The organism is Agromyces neolithicus (assembly GCF_039529735.1).
GTDB lineage: Bacteria > Actinomycetota > Actinomycetes > Actinomycetales > Microbacteriaceae > Agromyces > Agromyces neolithicus.
Genome location: NZ_BAAANJ010000001.1, coordinates 498,287 through 513,832, shown reverse-complemented (window position 1 = coordinate 513,832; position 15,546 = coordinate 498,287). Strand labels below are relative to the sequence as shown.

The window sequence follows — 15,546 nt, the reverse complement described above, 5'->3', positions numbered from 1 at the left end:
CACCTCGCTTCCAGCCAGTTCGGTGGCAAGATGGAGGAGTTCGCTGCACAACGATGGAGGTCGAGATGAGCCTGTCACGCAAGCGCCGGAAGGAACTCAAGCGGCTGCGCAGCAGCGCCGAGGAACTCTGGGGAAACCAGCAGAACGTGCTCGAGCACGCCAATGCCGTCGCTCGCGAGGCCAGCCGCCAGCTCGGTCACCTGACGCGCGAAGAGGTCGCGCCCAGGGTGCGCACCGGGTACGAGAGCTACGTTCGCCCGACCGTCGAGCAGGCGAAGGGCTACGCCCGCGTCGCCGGAGATTCCGTCGAGCGCGGCCTCGGCAACGCGCTCGGATCGGTGCTCGCCATCGGCGACATTGCCAACGACGCCCGCGTACGCCGGGCAGTGCAGCGCGTCTCGCCGCGCGCGGTCGCCGTCGTCGACCAGAAGAAGGGGCGCGGCGTCGGCACCTACCTCGCGATCGGCGCGGGCATCGTCGCCGCAGTGGGTGTCGCCTATGCCGTCTGGCAGACGTTCCGCGCCGACGACGAGCTGTGGGTCGCCGACGACGAGCCCGACGTCGGTCCGACTCCCGGCGCCTGACGCAACAGAAGTTCCCGAGTGGCCCCGCCTGACCAGGCGGGGCCACTCGTATCTCAGGGCTGGCACTGATTCTCGACCGGAATCTGAGAATTCCCCTTGCGGTCGACGTGAAACCCCCGCTAGTGTCTGTTACCGGTGCAAACGCACCAGAGAGCAAAGAGAGAGGAGTTGATCCCGATGATGACTCACATCTACAACCCCGCATTCACTGCGACGCGCACGGCGATCCTCCTCCCCAGACTCCACTCGGCGGTCGCCTGCTAACAGGGCGCTTCGGCGCCCCGGGCTAGAAGACTGCCCGGGTTTCGCCCCCGCCCTCGCGGTGTGATCCGCGGCTCCGCCCCGCGACATCCGTCGACGATATCTCGTCAGTGATACGCAACGGCGAACGGATGCCGCAACTCACGCCCCCGGCGTACCGGCCAAGCCGTATTCGCCGTGCCCTGCGGTCACGCAGCGCATCCTCCCCGCACTCCGTGCATCCCCCTCGACGACGCCTCGCCGGCATTCCCGCCGGTCGCGGCGCACCCCGCACCGAACCCGGTGCGGTCCGCACCAACCGGTGCATCCCACCATGAAATGAAGGAATCGAAGTGAACGCCAGTTCTCTCACCCTCGGTCGCTCCCAATCCGGGTCGACCATCGTCGCCCGCGCACACTCGCGCGGCCTGAACGAGCGCATCGCCCTGCGCGTCGGTCTGGCGCTCATCGCGTACAGCCGTCACCAGAGCGAGCGTCTCAGTACCGATTCGGTGCTGCTGCGTCGTCAGAACACGCAGCTCGCACACCGAGTGCTCGGCGGCAACACCCGGCACAACGCGCTGATCGCGCCGACGCTGCGGTGATCGCCATGCATGCCTCCCGCATCGAGTTCCCGGTGGACGGCGTCGTCGCCCACGCGACGGCGTCGCCCACGGGAGTTCGCAGCGCGCGGCCTCGTCGCGAGCGGTTCAGCCGGGTTCGGTCGGAACGCCCACGTCGGGGCCGCGCGCTGCCACGTTCTCGGCGGTCGCCGGGTGGTTCGCAGCTCGCGCCCGCTCGACCTATCTCGCCGGAGGTCGACCGTCAGCCGGCTCGGCCGCATTCAATCGCAGCGCGATGTCGAGCAGGCTGACCCGCTTCAGCTGAGGCACCTCATCGAGCGGAAACCATCGTGCCTCGTCGCTCGAGCCGTCGACCTCGCTGCGCAGCGCCCCGCCGATCACACTGGCGCGGTAGATGACCCGCATCGCGTAGAGCGGGCTGGTCGCCGAGTGCCGCTTCGACGCGGGAATCACCATCGTGTCGATGCCGAGCAGGCGGTCGACGGATGCCTCGTACCCGGTCTCTTCGCGAATCTCTCGCCGCGCCGCCTCGAGCGGATGCTCGGGGCCCTCGACCCCGCCGCCGGGCAGGGTCCACCCTGACCGACCGTGCTCGTTCCAATGCGACAGCAGGATCTGCCCGTCGCGGATGATGACGCCATACGCAGCGATGCGGATGTCCATCACGTCACTGTAGCGGGCGTGAGTGGAACATCACTCGTGTCACTGGCTGTACGTGTCGGCCTGGATGCGGTCGTACTCGGCCTGGCTGATCGTGCCATCGCGCAGCAGGCCCTGTGCCTTCGCGATCTCGTCGTTGGGGTTGTACGCCGAAACACCACCGCGGTCGTCGATGTACTCGTTGGCGATGCTGGCCCGCTCGCGCTGGCGAGCTGCCAACTGCTTGCCGCGGGCGATCACGTAGACGAGAGCTGTGATGAACGGCACGAAGACGAGGAAGATCAGCCAGATCGCCTTGGCCCAACCGCTGAGCTCGGTGTCACGGAAGAGGTCGGCGATGATCGTGAACAGCACCACGAGGTAGGCGATGAACACGAAGACCCCGAAGAGCCCGCTGAAGATGTCCCAGAAACCGTACTCGGTGAGCATCGCCGCGTCCTTCCGCCGGATCGCGCGGGTGGCACCCGCGCCGATGAGGCCAACACTAGCGGAAGGGAAACACCGTGAAGGGGAATCTGCGGTGTGGAATCGGTGGATTGGAAACTGTGGAGCCTAGGAGATTCGAACTCCTGACATCCTGCTTGCAAAGCAGGCGCTCTACCAACTGAGCTAAGGCCCCGAGTGGCCGGCCCGAAAGGGCGACCGGAGTATGGAATTGTCGGTGGGGATACGAGGACTTGAACCTCGGACCTCTTCGTTATCAGCGAAGCGCTCTAACCGCCTGAGCTATATCCCCGAATTTCGGCCAGAGGAAAGACTACCCGACCGTGCGGGAATCTTGAAATCGGGCCGATGAGATCTCGATACGGCGGCCCGGAAGGGGCCGCCACTCGATCTGACTCGGTCGAACGCTCGCGCGTTCGGCGCGAGTCAGTTGTTGGTGAAGCCGACGAGGATTCCGCCGGTGATCTTCACGCTGAGGTTGTAGAGCACGGCCAGGATCGCACCGAGTGCGGTGGTCACGACGAGGTTCAGCAGCGCTACGACGACGGCGAAGCCCATGACATTGCCGAGCGAGAGCACCGACGACAGATCGCCGCCCGTGCCCGCGACGTCTTGCACGAGCTCGTTGAGCTTGTTGAAGATGTCGGTCGAGTTCAGCACCGTCCAGATCAGGAAGGTCGCGACGATGCTCACCACCGCGAGGCACACCGCGATCAGGAACGACAGTTTCACGGCCGACCAGAAGTCGATGTAGACGAGCCGCAGGCGCACCTGCTTCGCGGGCGCGCGCTTGCTCGACTTTCGGGCCAGCTTCTCGGCGACGCTACTCATTGTCGGTTACTCCTTCACTCGCGGGCTCGGCCGCTTCGGACTCTGCGGCCTCCTCCTCCACGAGATTCCGTTCGGAATTCTTCGCGATGGCGATGATGCGGTCGTCGTCCGCGAACTTCGCGAACACCACGCCCATCGTGTCCCTGCCCTTGGCGGGAACCTCGGCGACGTCAGAGCGTACCACCTTGCCGCTGGCAAGAACCACAAGGACCTCGTCGTCGGTGCCGACGATGAGTGCGCCTGCGAGATCGCCCCGATCGTCGTTCAGTTTCGCCACCTTGATGCCCAGTCCGCCTCGATTCTGCAGGCGGTACTGGTCGACGGCGGTGCGCTTGGCGTAGCCGCCCTCGGTGACGACGAACACGAACCTGGCGTCGTCGGATTCGTCTGTACCAGGCGATTCGGCGACGTCGGCACCCAGCGCCGAGGCGCGAACGACGGATGCCTCGAGCAGGGCATCTCCGTCACGGAAGGCCATGCCCTTCACCCCCGACGTCGAGCGCCCCATTGGACGCAGCGCCTCGTCGGTGGCCTCGAAGCGCAGCGACATGCCCTTCTTCGACACGAGCAGGATCTCGTCGCCATCGTCGACGAGCATCGCCGACACGAGTTCGTCGCCCTCGCGCAGCTTGATGGCGATGACCCCGCGCGAGCGATTGGTGTCGTACTCGTCGAGGGCGGTCTTCTTGACGAGGCCGTCGCGGGTCGCGAGCACCAGGTACTTGGCGACCTCGTAGTCGCGGATGTCGAGAATCTCGGCGATGTGCTCGTCGGGCTGCATCTCGAGCAGGTTCGCGACGTGCTGGCCCTTGGCGTCGCGGCCCGCCTCTTGGATCTCGTAGGCCTTCGCGCGGTACACGCGGCCCATGTTCGTGAAGAACAGCAGCCAGTGGTGCGTCGTCGTGACGAAGAAGTGGTCGACGACGTCGTCGGCACGCAGCTGCGCGCCCTTGACGCCCTTTCCGCCGCGATGCTGGGAGCGGTAGTTGTCGCTGCGGGTGCGCTTGACGTAGCCGCCGCGGGTGACCGTGACCACCATCTCTTCTTCGGGGATGAGGTCTTCGACCGACATGTCGCCGTCGTAGCCCGGCAGGATGTGGGTGCGGCGCTCGTCGCCGTATTTCGCCACGATCTCAGCGAGCTCGTCGGAGACGATCGTGCGCTGGCGCTCGGGGCGCGCGAGGATGTCGCGGAAGTCGATGATCTCGGCCTCGAGGGCCTCGGCCTCGTCGATGATCTTCTGACGCTCGAGCGCAGCCAGGCGACGCAGCTGCATCGCGAGGATCGCGTCCGCCTGCAGGTCGTCGATGTCGAGAAGAGCCTTGAGGCCGTCGCGCGCATCGTCGACCGTCGCCGATGCGCGGATGAGTGCGATGACCTCGTCGAGCGCGTCGAGCGCTTTGAGGTAGCCGCGCAGGATGTGCATGCGCTCTTCGGCCTTGCGCAGGCGGTACTGCGTGCGCCGCACGATGACGTCGATCTGGTGGTCTACCCAGTGCGCGATGAACCCGTCGATCGACAGGGTGCGCGGCACGCCGTCGACGATCGCGAGCATGTTCGCGCCGAAGTTGTCTTGCAACTGGGTGTGCTTGTAGAGGTTGTTGAGCACGACCTTCGCCACCGCATCGCGCTTCAGCACGATGACGAGGCGCTGGCCCGTGCGCCCCGACGTCTCGTCGCGGATGTCGGCGATGCCGCCGATCTTGCCGTCTTTGACGAGGTCGGCGATCTTGATGGCGAGGTTGTCGGGGTTCACCTGGTAGGGCAACTCGGTGACCACGAGGCACGTGCGGCCCTGCAGCTCTTCGACCGAGACGACGGCGCGCATCGTGATCGAGCCGCGGCCCGTGCGGTAGGCGTCGTTGATGCCCTTGACGCCGAGGACCTGCGCACCGGTCGGGAAGTCGGGGCCCTTGATGCGCTGCATCAGGGCCTCTTGCAGCTCTTCACGCGTGGCTTCGGGGTGCTCGAGGTACCACTGGGCGCCCGAGGCGACCTCGCGCAGATTGTGCGGCGGAATGTTCGTGGCCATGCCGACGGCGATGCCGACCGAGCCGTTGACGAGCAGGTTCGGGAACCGCGACGGCAGGATCGACGGCTCCTGGGTGCGACCGTCGTAATTGTCTTGGAAGTCGACGGTCTCTTCGTCGATGTCGCGCACCATCTCGAGGGCGAGCGGCGCCATCTTCGTCTCGGTGTATCGGGGGGCGGCGGCGCCGTCATTGCCGGGCGAGCCGAAGTTGCCCTGGCCGAGCGCGAGCGGGTAGCGCATGCTCCACGGCTGCACGAGGCGCACCAGGGCGTCGTAGATCGCCGTGTCGCCATGCGGGTGGAACTGGCCCATGACGTCGCCGACGACACGCGCGCACTTCGAGAAGGCCTTGTCAGGGCGGTACCCGCCGTCGTACATCGCGTAGATCACACGGCGGTGCACGGGCTTGAGGCCGTCGCGCACGTCGGGCAGCGCACGACCCACGATCACGCTCATCGCGTAGTCGAGGTACGACCGCTGCATCTCGAGCTGCAGGTCGACCTGGTCGATCTTGCCGTGGATGCCTGGGCCGTCGATGTTGTCGGTCTCGTCTGCCATCTTCGTGGTTCTCGTCTCTCGCAGTCTGGGTCTCGATGCGCCGGCCGGAAGGGCCGGCTACTCGACCTTGATCGAGTCGCCGCTGGCGCGGCTCATGCGATCAAATGTCAAGGAAACGCACGTCCTTCGCGTTCTTCTGGATGAAGTTGCGGCGGCTCTCGACGTCTTCGCCCATGAGGGTCGAGAAGATCTCGTCGGCGGCGGCCGCGTCGTCCATGGTGACCTGCAACAGCGTGCGGGTCTCGGGGTTCATCGTGGTCTCCCACAGTTCTTGGTGGTTCATCTCGCCGAGACCCTTGTAGCGCTGAACCCCGTTGTCTTTCGGGATTCGCTTGCCCGCCGTGACCCCCGCCGCGAGCAGCGCATCGCGTTCTTTGTCGGAGTAGACGTACTCGTGGTCGGCATTGGTCCACTTGAGGCGGTAGAGCGGCGGTTGGGCGAGGTACACGTACCCCAGCTCGATGAGCGGCCGCATGTAGCGGAACAGCAGGGTGAGCAGCAGGGTCGTGATGTGCTGGCCGTCGACGTCGGCGTCGGCCATGAGCACGATCTTGTGGTACCTGGCCTTGTCGGGGTTGAAGTCCTCGCCGATGCCGGCGCCGAACGCCGTGATCATCGCCTGCACCTCATTGTTGGCGAGCGCCCGGTCGAGGCGTGCCTTCTCGACGTTCAAGATCTTGCCCCGCAACGGCAGGATCGCCTGGGTCTCGGGATTGCGCCCCTGCACGGCGGAGCCGCCGGCCGAATCGCCCTCGACGATGAAGATCTCGGAGATCGACGGGTCTTTCGAGGAGCAGTCCTTGAGCTTGCCGGGCATTCCGCCGGATTCGAGCAAACCCTTGCGCCGGGTCGCCTCGCGCGCCTTGCGGGCGGCGATGCGGGCGGTGGCGGCCTGGATCGCCTTGCGGATGATGTCTCGCGCCTGCGCGGGGTTGCGTTCGAACCAATCGCCGAGCTGATCGCCCGTGACCTTCTGCACGAACGACTTCGCCTCGGTGTTGCCGAGCTTGGTCTTGGTCTGGCCCTCGAATTGCGGCTCGGAGAGCTTGACCGAGATCACCGCGGTGAGGCCCTCGCGAACATCGTCGCCCGAGAGGTTGTCGTCTTTCTCTTTCAGAATGCCCTTCTCGCGCGCGTAGCGGTTGATGAGCGTCGTCAGTGCGGCGCGGAACCCCTCTTCGTGGGTTCCTCCCTCGTGCGTGTTGATGGTGTTCGCGTACGTGTGCACCGACTCGGTGTATGCGGTGGTCCACTGCATCGCGACCTCGAGGGCGATCTTTCGACCGGTGTCCTCTGATTCGAACGAGATGATCTCTTCGTTGACGAGATCGGACTTCTTCGACCGGTTGAGGTACTCGACGTAATCGACGAGGCCTCGCTCGTAGAGGAACGTGTCGGTGCGCTGGGCGGGGATGGTGATCGCATCCGTCGTCGGAGTGTCATCGGGATCGATCTCGACATGGCCGCTGCGCTCGTCGGTGAGCGTGATACGCAGGCCCTTGTTGAGGAAGGCCATCTGCTGGAATCGGGCGCGCAGCGTCTCGTAGTCGAATTCAACGGTCTCGAAGATGTCGGCACTCGGCCAGAAGGTGGTGGTGGTGCCGGTCACATCGCTGGGCTCGTCTTTCGAGAGCGCTGCGTCGGGCACGCCGACGCTGAAGGACTGGCGCCACACGTGACCCTGCCGACGTACTTCGACGTCGAACTTCGTCGACAGTGCATTGACAACGGATGCCCCGACGCCGTGCAGCCCGCCCGAGACCGCATAGCCGCCGCCGCCGAACTTGCCGCCCGCGTGCAGCACGGTGTGCACGACCTCGACGGTGGAGCGGCCCTCGGTCTTGTGGATGTCGACCGGGATGCCGCGGCCGTCGTCGATGACGCGCACGCCGCCATCGGCGAGGATCGTGACATCGATCGCGGTGGCGTAGCCCGCAAGCGCCTCGTCGACCGAGTTGTCGACGATCTCGGAGACGAGATGGTGAAGGCCTCGGGGACCGGTCGAGCCGATGTACATACCCGGCCGCTTGCGAACCGCTTCGAGGCCCTCGAGTACCTGGATCTCATCAGCACCATATGCCGGCGTCTGCTGGGCCTTCGTGGGTTCGGCTGTCATGTGTGAATCGGGCTCCTGACCGTCATTCTGGCGACCCTTAACCCTATCAAATCGCGCCTGTTCCGCAGGCCGGAAGCGCCGATCTGAGACGATGAAGCGGCCTCAGTGACCGTTTTCGCCTTCTCAGCCGTAGGTATCGCGTGGACCGCGCCCTGGAACCGATCTGGGACCCCTTTTCCAGGTGGGGGCATCGGGCCCTTGGAAGCGGATCGTCTCTACCGCCGCCCCGGGGAACCTCGATGCGATCTCGGTGACGAGTTGCGTTCGCATGAGCCGCAGCTGCGTCGCCCACGCCGTCGACTCGCAGCGCACCTGCAGCACGCCGCCTTCGATGGCGATGGCCTCGGTGTGCCGTGCGGTCTCTTCGCCGACGACCTCGGCCCATGACGCGAGCACTTCGTGCTGCGAGAGCGGGCCGGTCCACCCGAGCTGCGAGCTCAGCCCGTCGAGGGTCGCGCCGAGCGCCTTCGGGTCGCGACCCGAGGTGAAGGGCTCGGTGCCTCGACCCGCCGAAGCTCCCGAGGTCTCGCGGGTGCGCACCCTGCCGGCGCGGCCGGCCCGCCCGCGCGGCTCGCCGCCGAAGATCTCACGGAAGTGCTGGTAGACGCGGGCGGCCTCGGAGTTCGTCGGCTCAGGCATCGGCGCCCGCCTCGACGATGCGGCCGGCGTCGATGTGCACGATGCGGGCCGTCAGCGGTTCGGGCACGTCTTCGAGCACCGCGGCGGTGACGAGCACCTGCTCGAACCCGCCGATGGCCTCGGCGAGCCGCTGCCGGCGCAGTCGGTCGAGTTCGGCGAACACGTCGTCGAGCACGAGCACCGGGTCGCCGGTGGTCGAATCGCGGCGCAGGAGCTCGGCCGAGGCGAGCCGCAGTGCGAGCGCGAACGACCAGGATTCGCCATGGCTCGCATACCCCTTGGCGGGAAGTCCGTTGAGCAGTAGCAACAGGTCGTCACGGTGAGGGCCGGCAAGAGTGACCCCGCGCTCGAGCTCTTTCGGGCGAAGCGCTCGAAGGGCATCCGCGAAGCGTGAAGCGGTGTCGTCGGTCGAGTAGGCGCGCAGCGCCGTATCGAGACCCGGTTGCGAGGTCTCGATACGCTCGCCGGCGCTCACTACTCGACCGGCGGTGCCGAGCTCATCGTCGGGATCGGCCCCATCGATCGACAGCACCGCCCGAAGCTCGGGTCGGTGATCGGCATCGACGATCGACTGGTACGCCGCGGCCACCGGATGGCCCAACTCGGCGACGAGCGCGAGCCGCTGGTCGATGATCTCGGAGCCGAGTGCCACGAGCCGCTCGTCCCAGATGTCGAGCGTGGGCAACCGGTCGGCCGCCAGTCCGCGCGCGCGGGCGCTCTTCAGCAATGAGTTGCGCTGCCTGAGCACACGCTCGTAATCGGCCATGACACCCGAGAGTCGTGGAGTGCGCTGCACGAGCAGCTCGTCGAGCATCCGGCGGCGCACCCCGGGCTCGCCGCGCACGATGGCGAGATCTTCAGGCGCGAACAGCACGCTGTGCGCGTATCGCGGCAACTCGCGCGTCTTCACCACCGATCGATTCAGTTGAGCTCGATTGGCGCCCTGGCGGTTGAGTTGCAACTCGACGAGCAGTTCTCGGTCGCCATGGGTGAGTAGGGCCCGGATCACTGCAGCGTCGGCGCCGGCCCTGATGAGCGCCTGGTCGCCCGACACCCGGTGGGACCCGAGCGTGGCGAGGTAACCGATCGACTCGACGAGGTTGGTCTTGCCCTGCCCGTTGCGGCCGACGAGCACGGTCGCGCCCGGCCCGAGCGTCAACTCGGCCGAGTCGTAGTTGCGGTAGTCGGTCAGTGAGAGGCGCGCGACGTACACGGGCGGCCTCCTTCTCTCGAACCCCGACTACGCTACCCGCGACCGCCGACAACCGGCACGGGACATCCGATCGATGAATCGAGGTTCGGGGTCTCGATGCGCTCGCCGCCGATCGACCTCAGCGCAGCAGCAGGTTGGGCTGCAGCAGGTAGCGGTAGCTGTCGGCACCGGCCTGCTCGCGCGACGTCTGGCTCGTGATCAGCACCGGGCCGGGCTTGTTGGGATTCTCGGTCTTGGTGAATGAGATGCGCACGTACTCGGAATGCACCGCGCCCAGCCCGTCGAGCAGGAACTGCGGTTTGAGTGAGACGACCGTGTCGTCGCCGGTGAGGATCGCATCGATCGACTCGGACGCCTGCGCCTGCTCGCTGCCGATCGCCTCGAGCGTCAGCCCGTCGGCGGTGAAGCTGTACCGCAGCGCGGCCTCGCGCTCGAGCACGAGCGCGACTCGTCGGGTCGCCTCGATGAGGTCGGCGGTGTTCATGACCGCGTAGTTGTCGACCGTCTCGGGGAAGAGTCGGCGCACCGGCGGGAAGTTGCCCTTGATGAGCAGCGACGTGACCGTCTTCTTGTCGGCGCTGAACGCGATGAGCTCACGGTCGTCGCGGCTCGTGATGGCCACTGAGATCGTGCCTGAGTGACCGAAGGTCTTGCCGACTTCTTGCAGGGTGCGCGCCGGCACCAGTGCGGTCACGACCTCTGAGTCGCCGGCGACCGTGCCGCCGTCCCAGTCGATCTCGCGCACGGCGACCCGGTAGCGGTCGGTGGCGACGAGGCCGAGGCTGTTCTCGCGCACCTCGAGTTGCACGCCCGTGATGACAGGGGTGACATCGTCGCGCGACGCGGCGACGGCCACCTGCGCGACCGCGGCCGAGAACTCCTCGGCCGGCACGACGCCCGACTGCTCGCCGATCTCGGGGATCGAGGGGTACTCCTCGACCGGCATCGACAGCAGGGTGAAGCTCGCTGAGCCGCAGCTCACCGAGATGCGGCTCTCTTCGGTGGCGATACGCACGGGTGCGTTCGGCAGACGACCGGCGATCTCGGCCAGCAGCCTGCCCGACACGAGCACCGTGCCCGGCTCTTCGACGTCGGCCTGGATCTCGGTCTGCGACGACACTTCGTAGTCGAACGACGAGAGCACGAGCCCGTCGGCGTTCGCCTGGATCAGCACGCCGGAGAGGATCGGCAGGGTCGTGCGCTGTGGGAGCAGCTTGACGGCGAAGGAAACGGCCTCACTGAAGACGTCGCGATTGACCTGGAACTTCACGGTTCTCCCGTCGTGGATGTCGCAATAGTGGCTCCCATGCTATCCGCAGAGCCCTTCGCGGGGTGGGGCGATTCGCGCGAGCTGCGAACACGTGTTCCGCACGCCGACGTCGAGGTTGTGGGAACTGCGCTTTAACCATCTATCTCTTAACAGTGTTAACCGCTGTGGAAACTGTGGATGGTGAACTGCCGGCCGCGGAATGACACTGATTTCGAGGCATCCGATCTGTGCACAGTGTGTGGATTCACGAACGGATGCCCCATGCCCGAGCCGAACGCCGAACACCGTTCTGCACAGGCGAGGCGAGGAACTCAACAGGCGCAGCGCGGTTGCTCGTTAACTATCCACAGGTTCTCCACAACTGTGGGAACCGTGGTTCGACTGGTCTGCAGCGGCCCTGCAGAGGGCGTTTCGCGACGTTTTCGGGCGCGTCGATGGCTGGTCGAGTAGGCGCGCCCGCGCCGTATCGAGACCTGGTACTTGGTCTCGATACGCTCCTTCGTCGCTACTCGACCGACGGGAACGGCTCAGCGGTAGCGGCTGGTCTGCTTGATGCGGGCCGTGAGCTCGGTGACCTGGTTGTAGATCGACCGCCGTTCCTTCATGAGCTCTGAGATCTTCTTGTTCGCGTACATCACGGTGGTGTGGTCGCGGTTGCCGAAGAGCTGGCCGATCTTCGGCAGGGACAGGTTCGTGAGCTCGCGGCAGAGGTACATCGCGATCTGCCTGGCCGTCGCCACCGCCTGCGAGCGGCTCGAACCATAGAGATCGTCGACGGTGAGCTTGAAGTAGTCGGCCGTGGCGGTGATGATGTCGACCGGCGCGACGACGTTGTCGGAGTCGTCGGTGATCAGGTCCTTCAATACCGTCTGCACGAGGGGCATGTCGACGGGTGTACGGTTCAGGCTCGCGAATGCCGTCACCCGGATGAGCGTGCCCTCGAGCTCGCGGATGTTCGACGAAACCTTCGATGCCATGTACTCGAGGATCTCGTCGGGCACCTGCAGGCGCTCGGACTGCGCCTTCTTGCGGAGGATGGCGATGCGCGTCTCGAGATCGGGCGCCTGCACGTCGGTGATGAGGCCCCACTCGAAGCGGCTGCGCATGCGGTCCTCGAAGCCGGTGAGGTGCTTCGGTGGCACATCGCTCGTGATCACGACCTGTTTGTTGTGGTCGTGCAGCGTGTTGAAGGTGTGGAAGAACGCCTCTTGCGTCTCGGCCTTGCCCTGCAGGAACTGGATGTCGTCGATGAGCAGGATGTCGATGTTGCGGTAGCGCTGCTGGAAGAGCGAGCCGCGGTTGTTCGCGATCGAGTTGATGAAGTCGTTCGTGAACTCCTCGGAGGAGACGTAGCGCACGCGGATGCCCGGGTACAGGCTCATCGCGTAGTGGCCGATGGCGTGCAGGAGGTGCGTCTTGCCCAGGCCCGAATCGCCGTAGATGAAGAGGGGGTTGTAGGCCTTCGCCGGAGCCTCGGCCACCGCGACGGCCGCCGCGTGGGCGAATCGGTTGGACTGGCCGATGACGAAGCTCTCGAACGCGTACTTCGGGTTGAGGCGGGTATCGCGGGCCGACACGGGGGTCGTGTTCTCGAAGACTGACTGCGGCGACGCCGGAAGCTCGACCGGGTCGCTGAGGTCGTCGACGAAGGCTGCCTGGGGCTCGGGGGCGCGCAGCTCTTCGAGCTCGGGGTTGACGACGACGTAGAAGGAGGTCACCGGTGCCGGCACGTCGACCTCGCTCATGGCCGAGAGCAGCGACACCCGCATGCGCTGGTTGAGCATGCTCGCGGTGAAATCGTTGGGCACCTCGAGGTAGAAAGTGCCGGCGGCGATGCCCTTGGGCTCCACCAGGTTCAGGAACCCCTGGAGCATCGGCGTGATCGCGTCATCGTCTGACAGCCGATCGAGGATCGTCGCCCACGTGTCGGTGATGGGCTGTTCTGTCATCGTTCCCCGCAATCGGTCTGGGTGCCTTGGTACGCCGTTCACTCGATCCCCCGATCGACGAAGCAGAGCGGCGCGAGGCGTGTGTTCACAGGGTTATCCACCTGCTGTGGGCAGTTTCGGGGAGTTGCCCGAGATTCCGCGCACGAGGCTGGGGATAACTGGTGTCAAACGCTATCCAAAACAGGCCCTGTGGACAAATGCCGATCGGAGGATTCAATCATGCAGGCGTGTCGCTCCACAGGCATCATCGAGGTTCGCGAGATACTGTGGGGTTCGATCTGCGCCTCGCACGCGGCGCCTCGGTTTGACCCTGAGCCGCAGAGGCCGTAGTTTTAATCAGTTGACCCCAGCCCTTTCGGGCACCCAGCTTTCCCGCCACCGCGCTGCACCACCTGTCGCAGCTGCTTCCCGGCGAGGAGATCCAACAGCCGGAGAAGAAGAATGAGCAAGCGTACGTTCCAGCCGAACAACCGTCGTCGCGCCAAGAAGCACGGCTTCCGCCTTCGCATGCGCACCCGCGCCGGTCGTGCCATCCTTTCGGCACGTCGGGCCAAGGGCCGCACCGAACTCTCCGCATAGTCTTTCGGTGCTCGCCAAAGCCAATCGCATCACGAGCGCCGACGACTATCGGGTCATCGTGCGCCGGGGTGCGAAGGTCGCCGGTGCCCACACCGTGAGCTATCTGCGCTCACGCGAGGCGGGCACCGACGCACGCTTCGGCTTCATCGTTTCGAAGAAGGTCGGGGGCGCCGTGCGCCGCAACCTCGTTCGTCGTCGGCTGAAGGCCGCGTGCTACGAACTGCTCGGCGACGAGTCGGCAGCAGCCGGCCTCGGCGGCGTCGACGTGGTCGTGCGAGCCCTTCCGTCGGCGGCCGCAGCCGATTGGGCTGTATTGCGGTCCGAGGTGTTCGCCGCCGTGGCGAACCGCCGCGCCCGTGAGCGCGCCGCCGCAGCCGCGTCCTCGATGAGCGCTCCTGTGAAGGGCGTGTGATCATGCGCACCGCCGCCCTGTTCGTGCTGCTCATCCCCCGCAACCTCGGGGTGCTGCTGATTCGCGGCTACCGCGCCGTCATCTCGCCGCTCTACGGTGACGTCTGCCGCTATTACCCGTCATGCTCGGCCTACGGGCTCGGCTCGGTGCAGCAGCGCGGGCTCATCATCGGCTCGGCGCTCACCGCGTGGCGCATCCTGCGGTGCAATCCTTGGACGGCGGGCGGCATCGACGACGTTCGCGCCGCGAAGCACGGCCGCTACCGCGTCACGCCCTTCGGCTGGGTCGTGCCGGCCGGCGTCGGCACGACGACGGATGTCCCTGCCGATGCTCATCACCACCGAGACGCCGAGCCGCACGAGCATGCCGCGCACGCGACATCCGATCAACTGAACCCCGCACCGGTCGCGCCTCGGCGCGATGAGGTGCTCGCCGCCAACGCCGCAATGTCCCGAAAGGACTGATCCAGCTCCATGGACATCATCAGCATCATCCTCTGGCCCATCAAGTGGGTCATCGAGCTGATCCTCGTCGCCTTCCACTCCCTGTGGACATTCATCGGACTCGACCCGAACGCCGGCGTCACCTGGGTGCTGTCGATCGTCGGCCTCGTGATCGTGGTGCGTGCCGCGCTGATTCCGATCTTCGTGCGTCAGATCAAGAGCCAGCGCCGCATGCTCGAGGTCGCGCCGCAGCTGAAGAAGATCCAAGACAAGTACAAGGGCAAGAAAGACCAGTTCTCGCGTGAGGCGATGTCGCGCGAGACCATGGAGCTGTACAAGAAGACGGGCACCAACCCGCTCTCGTCGTGCTTGCCGCTGCTGCTGCAGATGCCGATCTTCTTCGGTCTGTTCTCGGTGCTGAACGACGCCTCGATCCACTCCGAGCGCGGTGGTGTCGGTGCGCTGACGCCGGCGCTGGCCGAGTCGTTCTCGAACGCCGTGTTCCTCGGTGCTCCGCTGAACGAGACCTTCATCAACGCGTGGAACAACAACTTCCAGCCCTGGCAGGTCATGGTCGTCGCCTCGGTGATGATCGTGCTCATGACGGCCTCGCAGTTCATCACCCAGCTGCAGATCGTCTCGAAGAACATGTCGCCCGAGACCAAGGCGAGCCCCATGTTCCGCCAGCAGCGCATTCTGTTGTACCTGCTCCCCCTCGTCTTCGCGTTCTCGGGTGTCGCGTTCCCCATCGGGGTGATGTTCTACTGGCTGGTCTCGAACTTCTGGACCATGGGTCAGCAGTTCGTCGTCATCCGCAACATGCCGACTCCCGGCAGCGAGGCGGCCAAGGCCCGTGAGGCGCGCCTCGCCAAGAAGGGCAAGCTCGTCGTCGACGAGAAGTCGGGTGACGTGATCGTCGTTGAAGAGCCCAAGAAGACGCAGCGCCAGCAGCCGATCAGCAAGGCTCGCGCGAAGAAGCAAGGGAAGTAGAC

The 15,546-nt window shown here is 65.8% G+C and carries 15 protein-coding genes and 2 tRNA genes; 6 read left to right on the top strand and 11 right to left on the bottom strand.

What is annotated here, in order from left to right; all coding sequences use genetic code 11:
- Positions 1–65 precede the first annotated feature (65 nt).
- Entirely contained in the window at positions 66–584 is a 519-nt protein-coding gene (locus ABD164_RS02445; protein ID WP_344293028.1) for a hypothetical protein, read from the top strand.
- 593 nt (positions 585–1,177) lie between these two features.
- The gene (locus ABD164_RS02440; protein ID WP_344293026.1) at positions 1,178–1,429 is read left to right on the top strand and encodes a hypothetical protein; all 252 of its coding nucleotides are present in this window, start codon (positions 1,178–1,180) and stop codon (positions 1,427–1,429) included.
- 198 nt (positions 1,430–1,627) lie between these two features.
- Here the strand turns inward: ABD164_RS02440 and ABD164_RS02435 are convergent, their stop codons facing one another.
- From ABD164_RS02435 to dnaA, 11 genes are all read right to left on the bottom strand, one after another.
- Positions 1,628–2,071, bottom strand: a complete 444-nt coding sequence (locus tag ABD164_RS02435; protein WP_344293025.1) for an NUDIX hydrolase — start codon at positions 2,069–2,071, stop codon at positions 1,628–1,630.
- A gap of 39 nt (positions 2,072–2,110) precedes the next feature.
- Positions 2,111–2,497, bottom strand: coding sequence for a phospholipase D-like domain-containing protein (locus tag ABD164_RS02430; RefSeq protein WP_344293023.1), 387 nt, complete (start codon positions 2,495–2,497; stop codon positions 2,111–2,113).
- Between the two features lie 117 nt (positions 2,498–2,614).
- Positions 2,615–2,687, bottom strand: a tRNA-Ala gene (locus ABD164_RS02425).
- A gap of 43 nt (positions 2,688–2,730) precedes the next feature.
- Positions 2,731–2,804 (bottom strand) — tRNA-Ile (locus ABD164_RS02420).
- Between the two features lie 134 nt (positions 2,805–2,938).
- The gene (locus ABD164_RS02415) at positions 2,939–3,343 is read right to left on the bottom strand and encodes a DUF3566 domain-containing protein (RefSeq protein ID WP_344293021.1); all 405 of its coding nucleotides are present in this window, start codon (positions 3,341–3,343) and stop codon (positions 2,939–2,941) included.
- On the bottom strand, positions 3,336–5,933 hold the full coding sequence (gene gyrA, locus ABD164_RS02410; RefSeq protein ID WP_344293019.1) for a DNA gyrase subunit A: 2,598 nt from the start codon (positions 5,931–5,933) through the stop codon (positions 3,336–3,338). Before gyrA ends, ABD164_RS02415 begins: the two co-directional genes overlap by 8 nt.
- 100 nt (positions 5,934–6,033) lie before the next feature.
- Entirely contained in the window at positions 6,034–8,049 is a 2,016-nt protein-coding gene (gyrB, locus tag ABD164_RS02405; protein WP_344293017.1) for a DNA topoisomerase (ATP-hydrolyzing) subunit B, read from the bottom strand.
- Between the two features lie 123 nt (positions 8,050–8,172).
- Positions 8,173–8,688, bottom strand: coding sequence for a DciA family protein (locus ABD164_RS02400; protein ID WP_344293015.1), 516 nt, complete (start codon positions 8,686–8,688; stop codon positions 8,173–8,175).
- Positions 8,681–9,901, bottom strand: a complete 1,221-nt coding sequence (recF, locus tag ABD164_RS02395) for a DNA replication/repair protein RecF (protein WP_344293013.1) — start codon at positions 9,899–9,901, stop codon at positions 8,681–8,683. Before recF ends, ABD164_RS02400 begins: the two co-directional genes overlap by 8 nt.
- 118 nt (positions 9,902–10,019) lie before the next feature.
- Entirely contained in the window at positions 10,020–11,171 is a 1,152-nt protein-coding gene (dnaN, locus tag ABD164_RS02390) for a DNA polymerase III subunit beta (RefSeq protein WP_344293012.1), read from the bottom strand.
- Positions 11,172–11,698: 527 nt separating this feature from the next.
- Positions 11,699–13,120, bottom strand: coding sequence for a chromosomal replication initiator protein DnaA (gene dnaA, locus ABD164_RS02385; protein ID WP_344293010.1), 1,422 nt, complete (start codon positions 13,118–13,120; stop codon positions 11,699–11,701).
- A 441-nt stretch (positions 13,121–13,561) separates the two neighbouring features.
- Here dnaA and rpmH point away from each other — a divergent pair, with 441 nt between their 5' ends.
- The 4 genes from rpmH to yidC are packed head-to-tail and all read left to right on the top strand — an operon-like array spanning position 13,562 to position 15,544.
- Positions 13,562–13,699, top strand: a complete 138-nt coding sequence (rpmH, locus tag ABD164_RS02380; RefSeq protein ID WP_022889115.1) for a 50S ribosomal protein L34 — start codon at positions 13,562–13,564, stop codon at positions 13,697–13,699.
- A gap of 7 nt (positions 13,700–13,706) precedes the next feature.
- Positions 13,707–14,111: a ribonuclease P protein component gene (gene rnpA / locus ABD164_RS02375; protein ID WP_344293008.1), complete on the top strand. Its 405-nt coding sequence runs from the start codon at positions 13,707–13,709 to the stop codon at positions 14,109–14,111.
- A gap of 2 nt (positions 14,112–14,113) precedes the next feature.
- On the top strand, positions 14,114–14,575 hold the full coding sequence (gene yidD, locus ABD164_RS18005) for a membrane protein insertion efficiency factor YidD (protein ID WP_425545885.1): 462 nt from the start codon (positions 14,114–14,116) through the stop codon (positions 14,573–14,575).
- Between the two features lie 9 nt (positions 14,576–14,584).
- Entirely contained in the window at positions 14,585–15,544 is a 960-nt protein-coding gene (gene yidC / locus ABD164_RS02365) for a membrane protein insertase YidC (RefSeq protein ID WP_344293006.1), read from the top strand.
- The last annotated feature ends 2 nt before the right edge of the window (positions 15,545–15,546 follow it).

Excerpts from the sequence above, each read along its gene's own strand:
- ABD164_RS02445 (WP_344293028.1), top strand. The coding sequence starts at position 66 with ATGAGCCTGTCACGCAAGCGCCGGAAGGAACTCAAGCGGCTGCGCAGC.
- ABD164_RS02435 (WP_344293025.1), bottom strand. The coding sequence starts at position 2,071 with ATGGACATCCGCATCGCTGCGTATGGCGTCATCATCCGCGACGGGCAG.
- ABD164_RS02430 (WP_344293023.1), bottom strand. The coding sequence starts at position 2,497 with ATGCTCACCGAGTACGGTTTCTGGGACATCTTCAGCGGGCTCTTCGGG.
- ABD164_RS02415 (WP_344293021.1), bottom strand. The coding sequence starts at position 3,343 with ATGAGTAGCGTCGCCGAGAAGCTGGCCCGAAAGTCGAGCAAGCGCGCG.
- gyrA (WP_344293019.1), bottom strand. The coding sequence starts at position 5,933 with ATGGCAGACGAGACCGACAACATCGACGGCCCAGGCATCCACGGCAAG.
- gyrB (WP_344293017.1), bottom strand. The coding sequence starts at position 8,049 with ATGACAGCCGAACCCACGAAGGCCCAGCAGACGCCGGCATATGGTGCT.
- ABD164_RS02400 (WP_344293015.1), bottom strand. The coding sequence starts at position 8,688 with ATGCCTGAGCCGACGAACTCCGAGGCCGCCCGCGTCTACCAGCACTTC.
- dnaA (WP_344293010.1), bottom strand. The coding sequence starts at position 13,120 with ATGACAGAACAGCCCATCACCGACACGTGGGCGACGATCCTCGATCGG.
- rpmH (WP_022889115.1), top strand. The coding sequence starts at position 13,562 with ATGAGCAAGCGTACGTTCCAGCCGAACAACCGTCGTCGCGCCAAGAAG.
- yidD (WP_425545885.1), top strand. The coding sequence starts at position 14,114 with ATGCGCACCGCCGCCCTGTTCGTGCTGCTCATCCCCCGCAACCTCGGG.
- yidC (WP_344293006.1), top strand. The coding sequence starts at position 14,585 with ATGGACATCATCAGCATCATCCTCTGGCCCATCAAGTGGGTCATCGAG.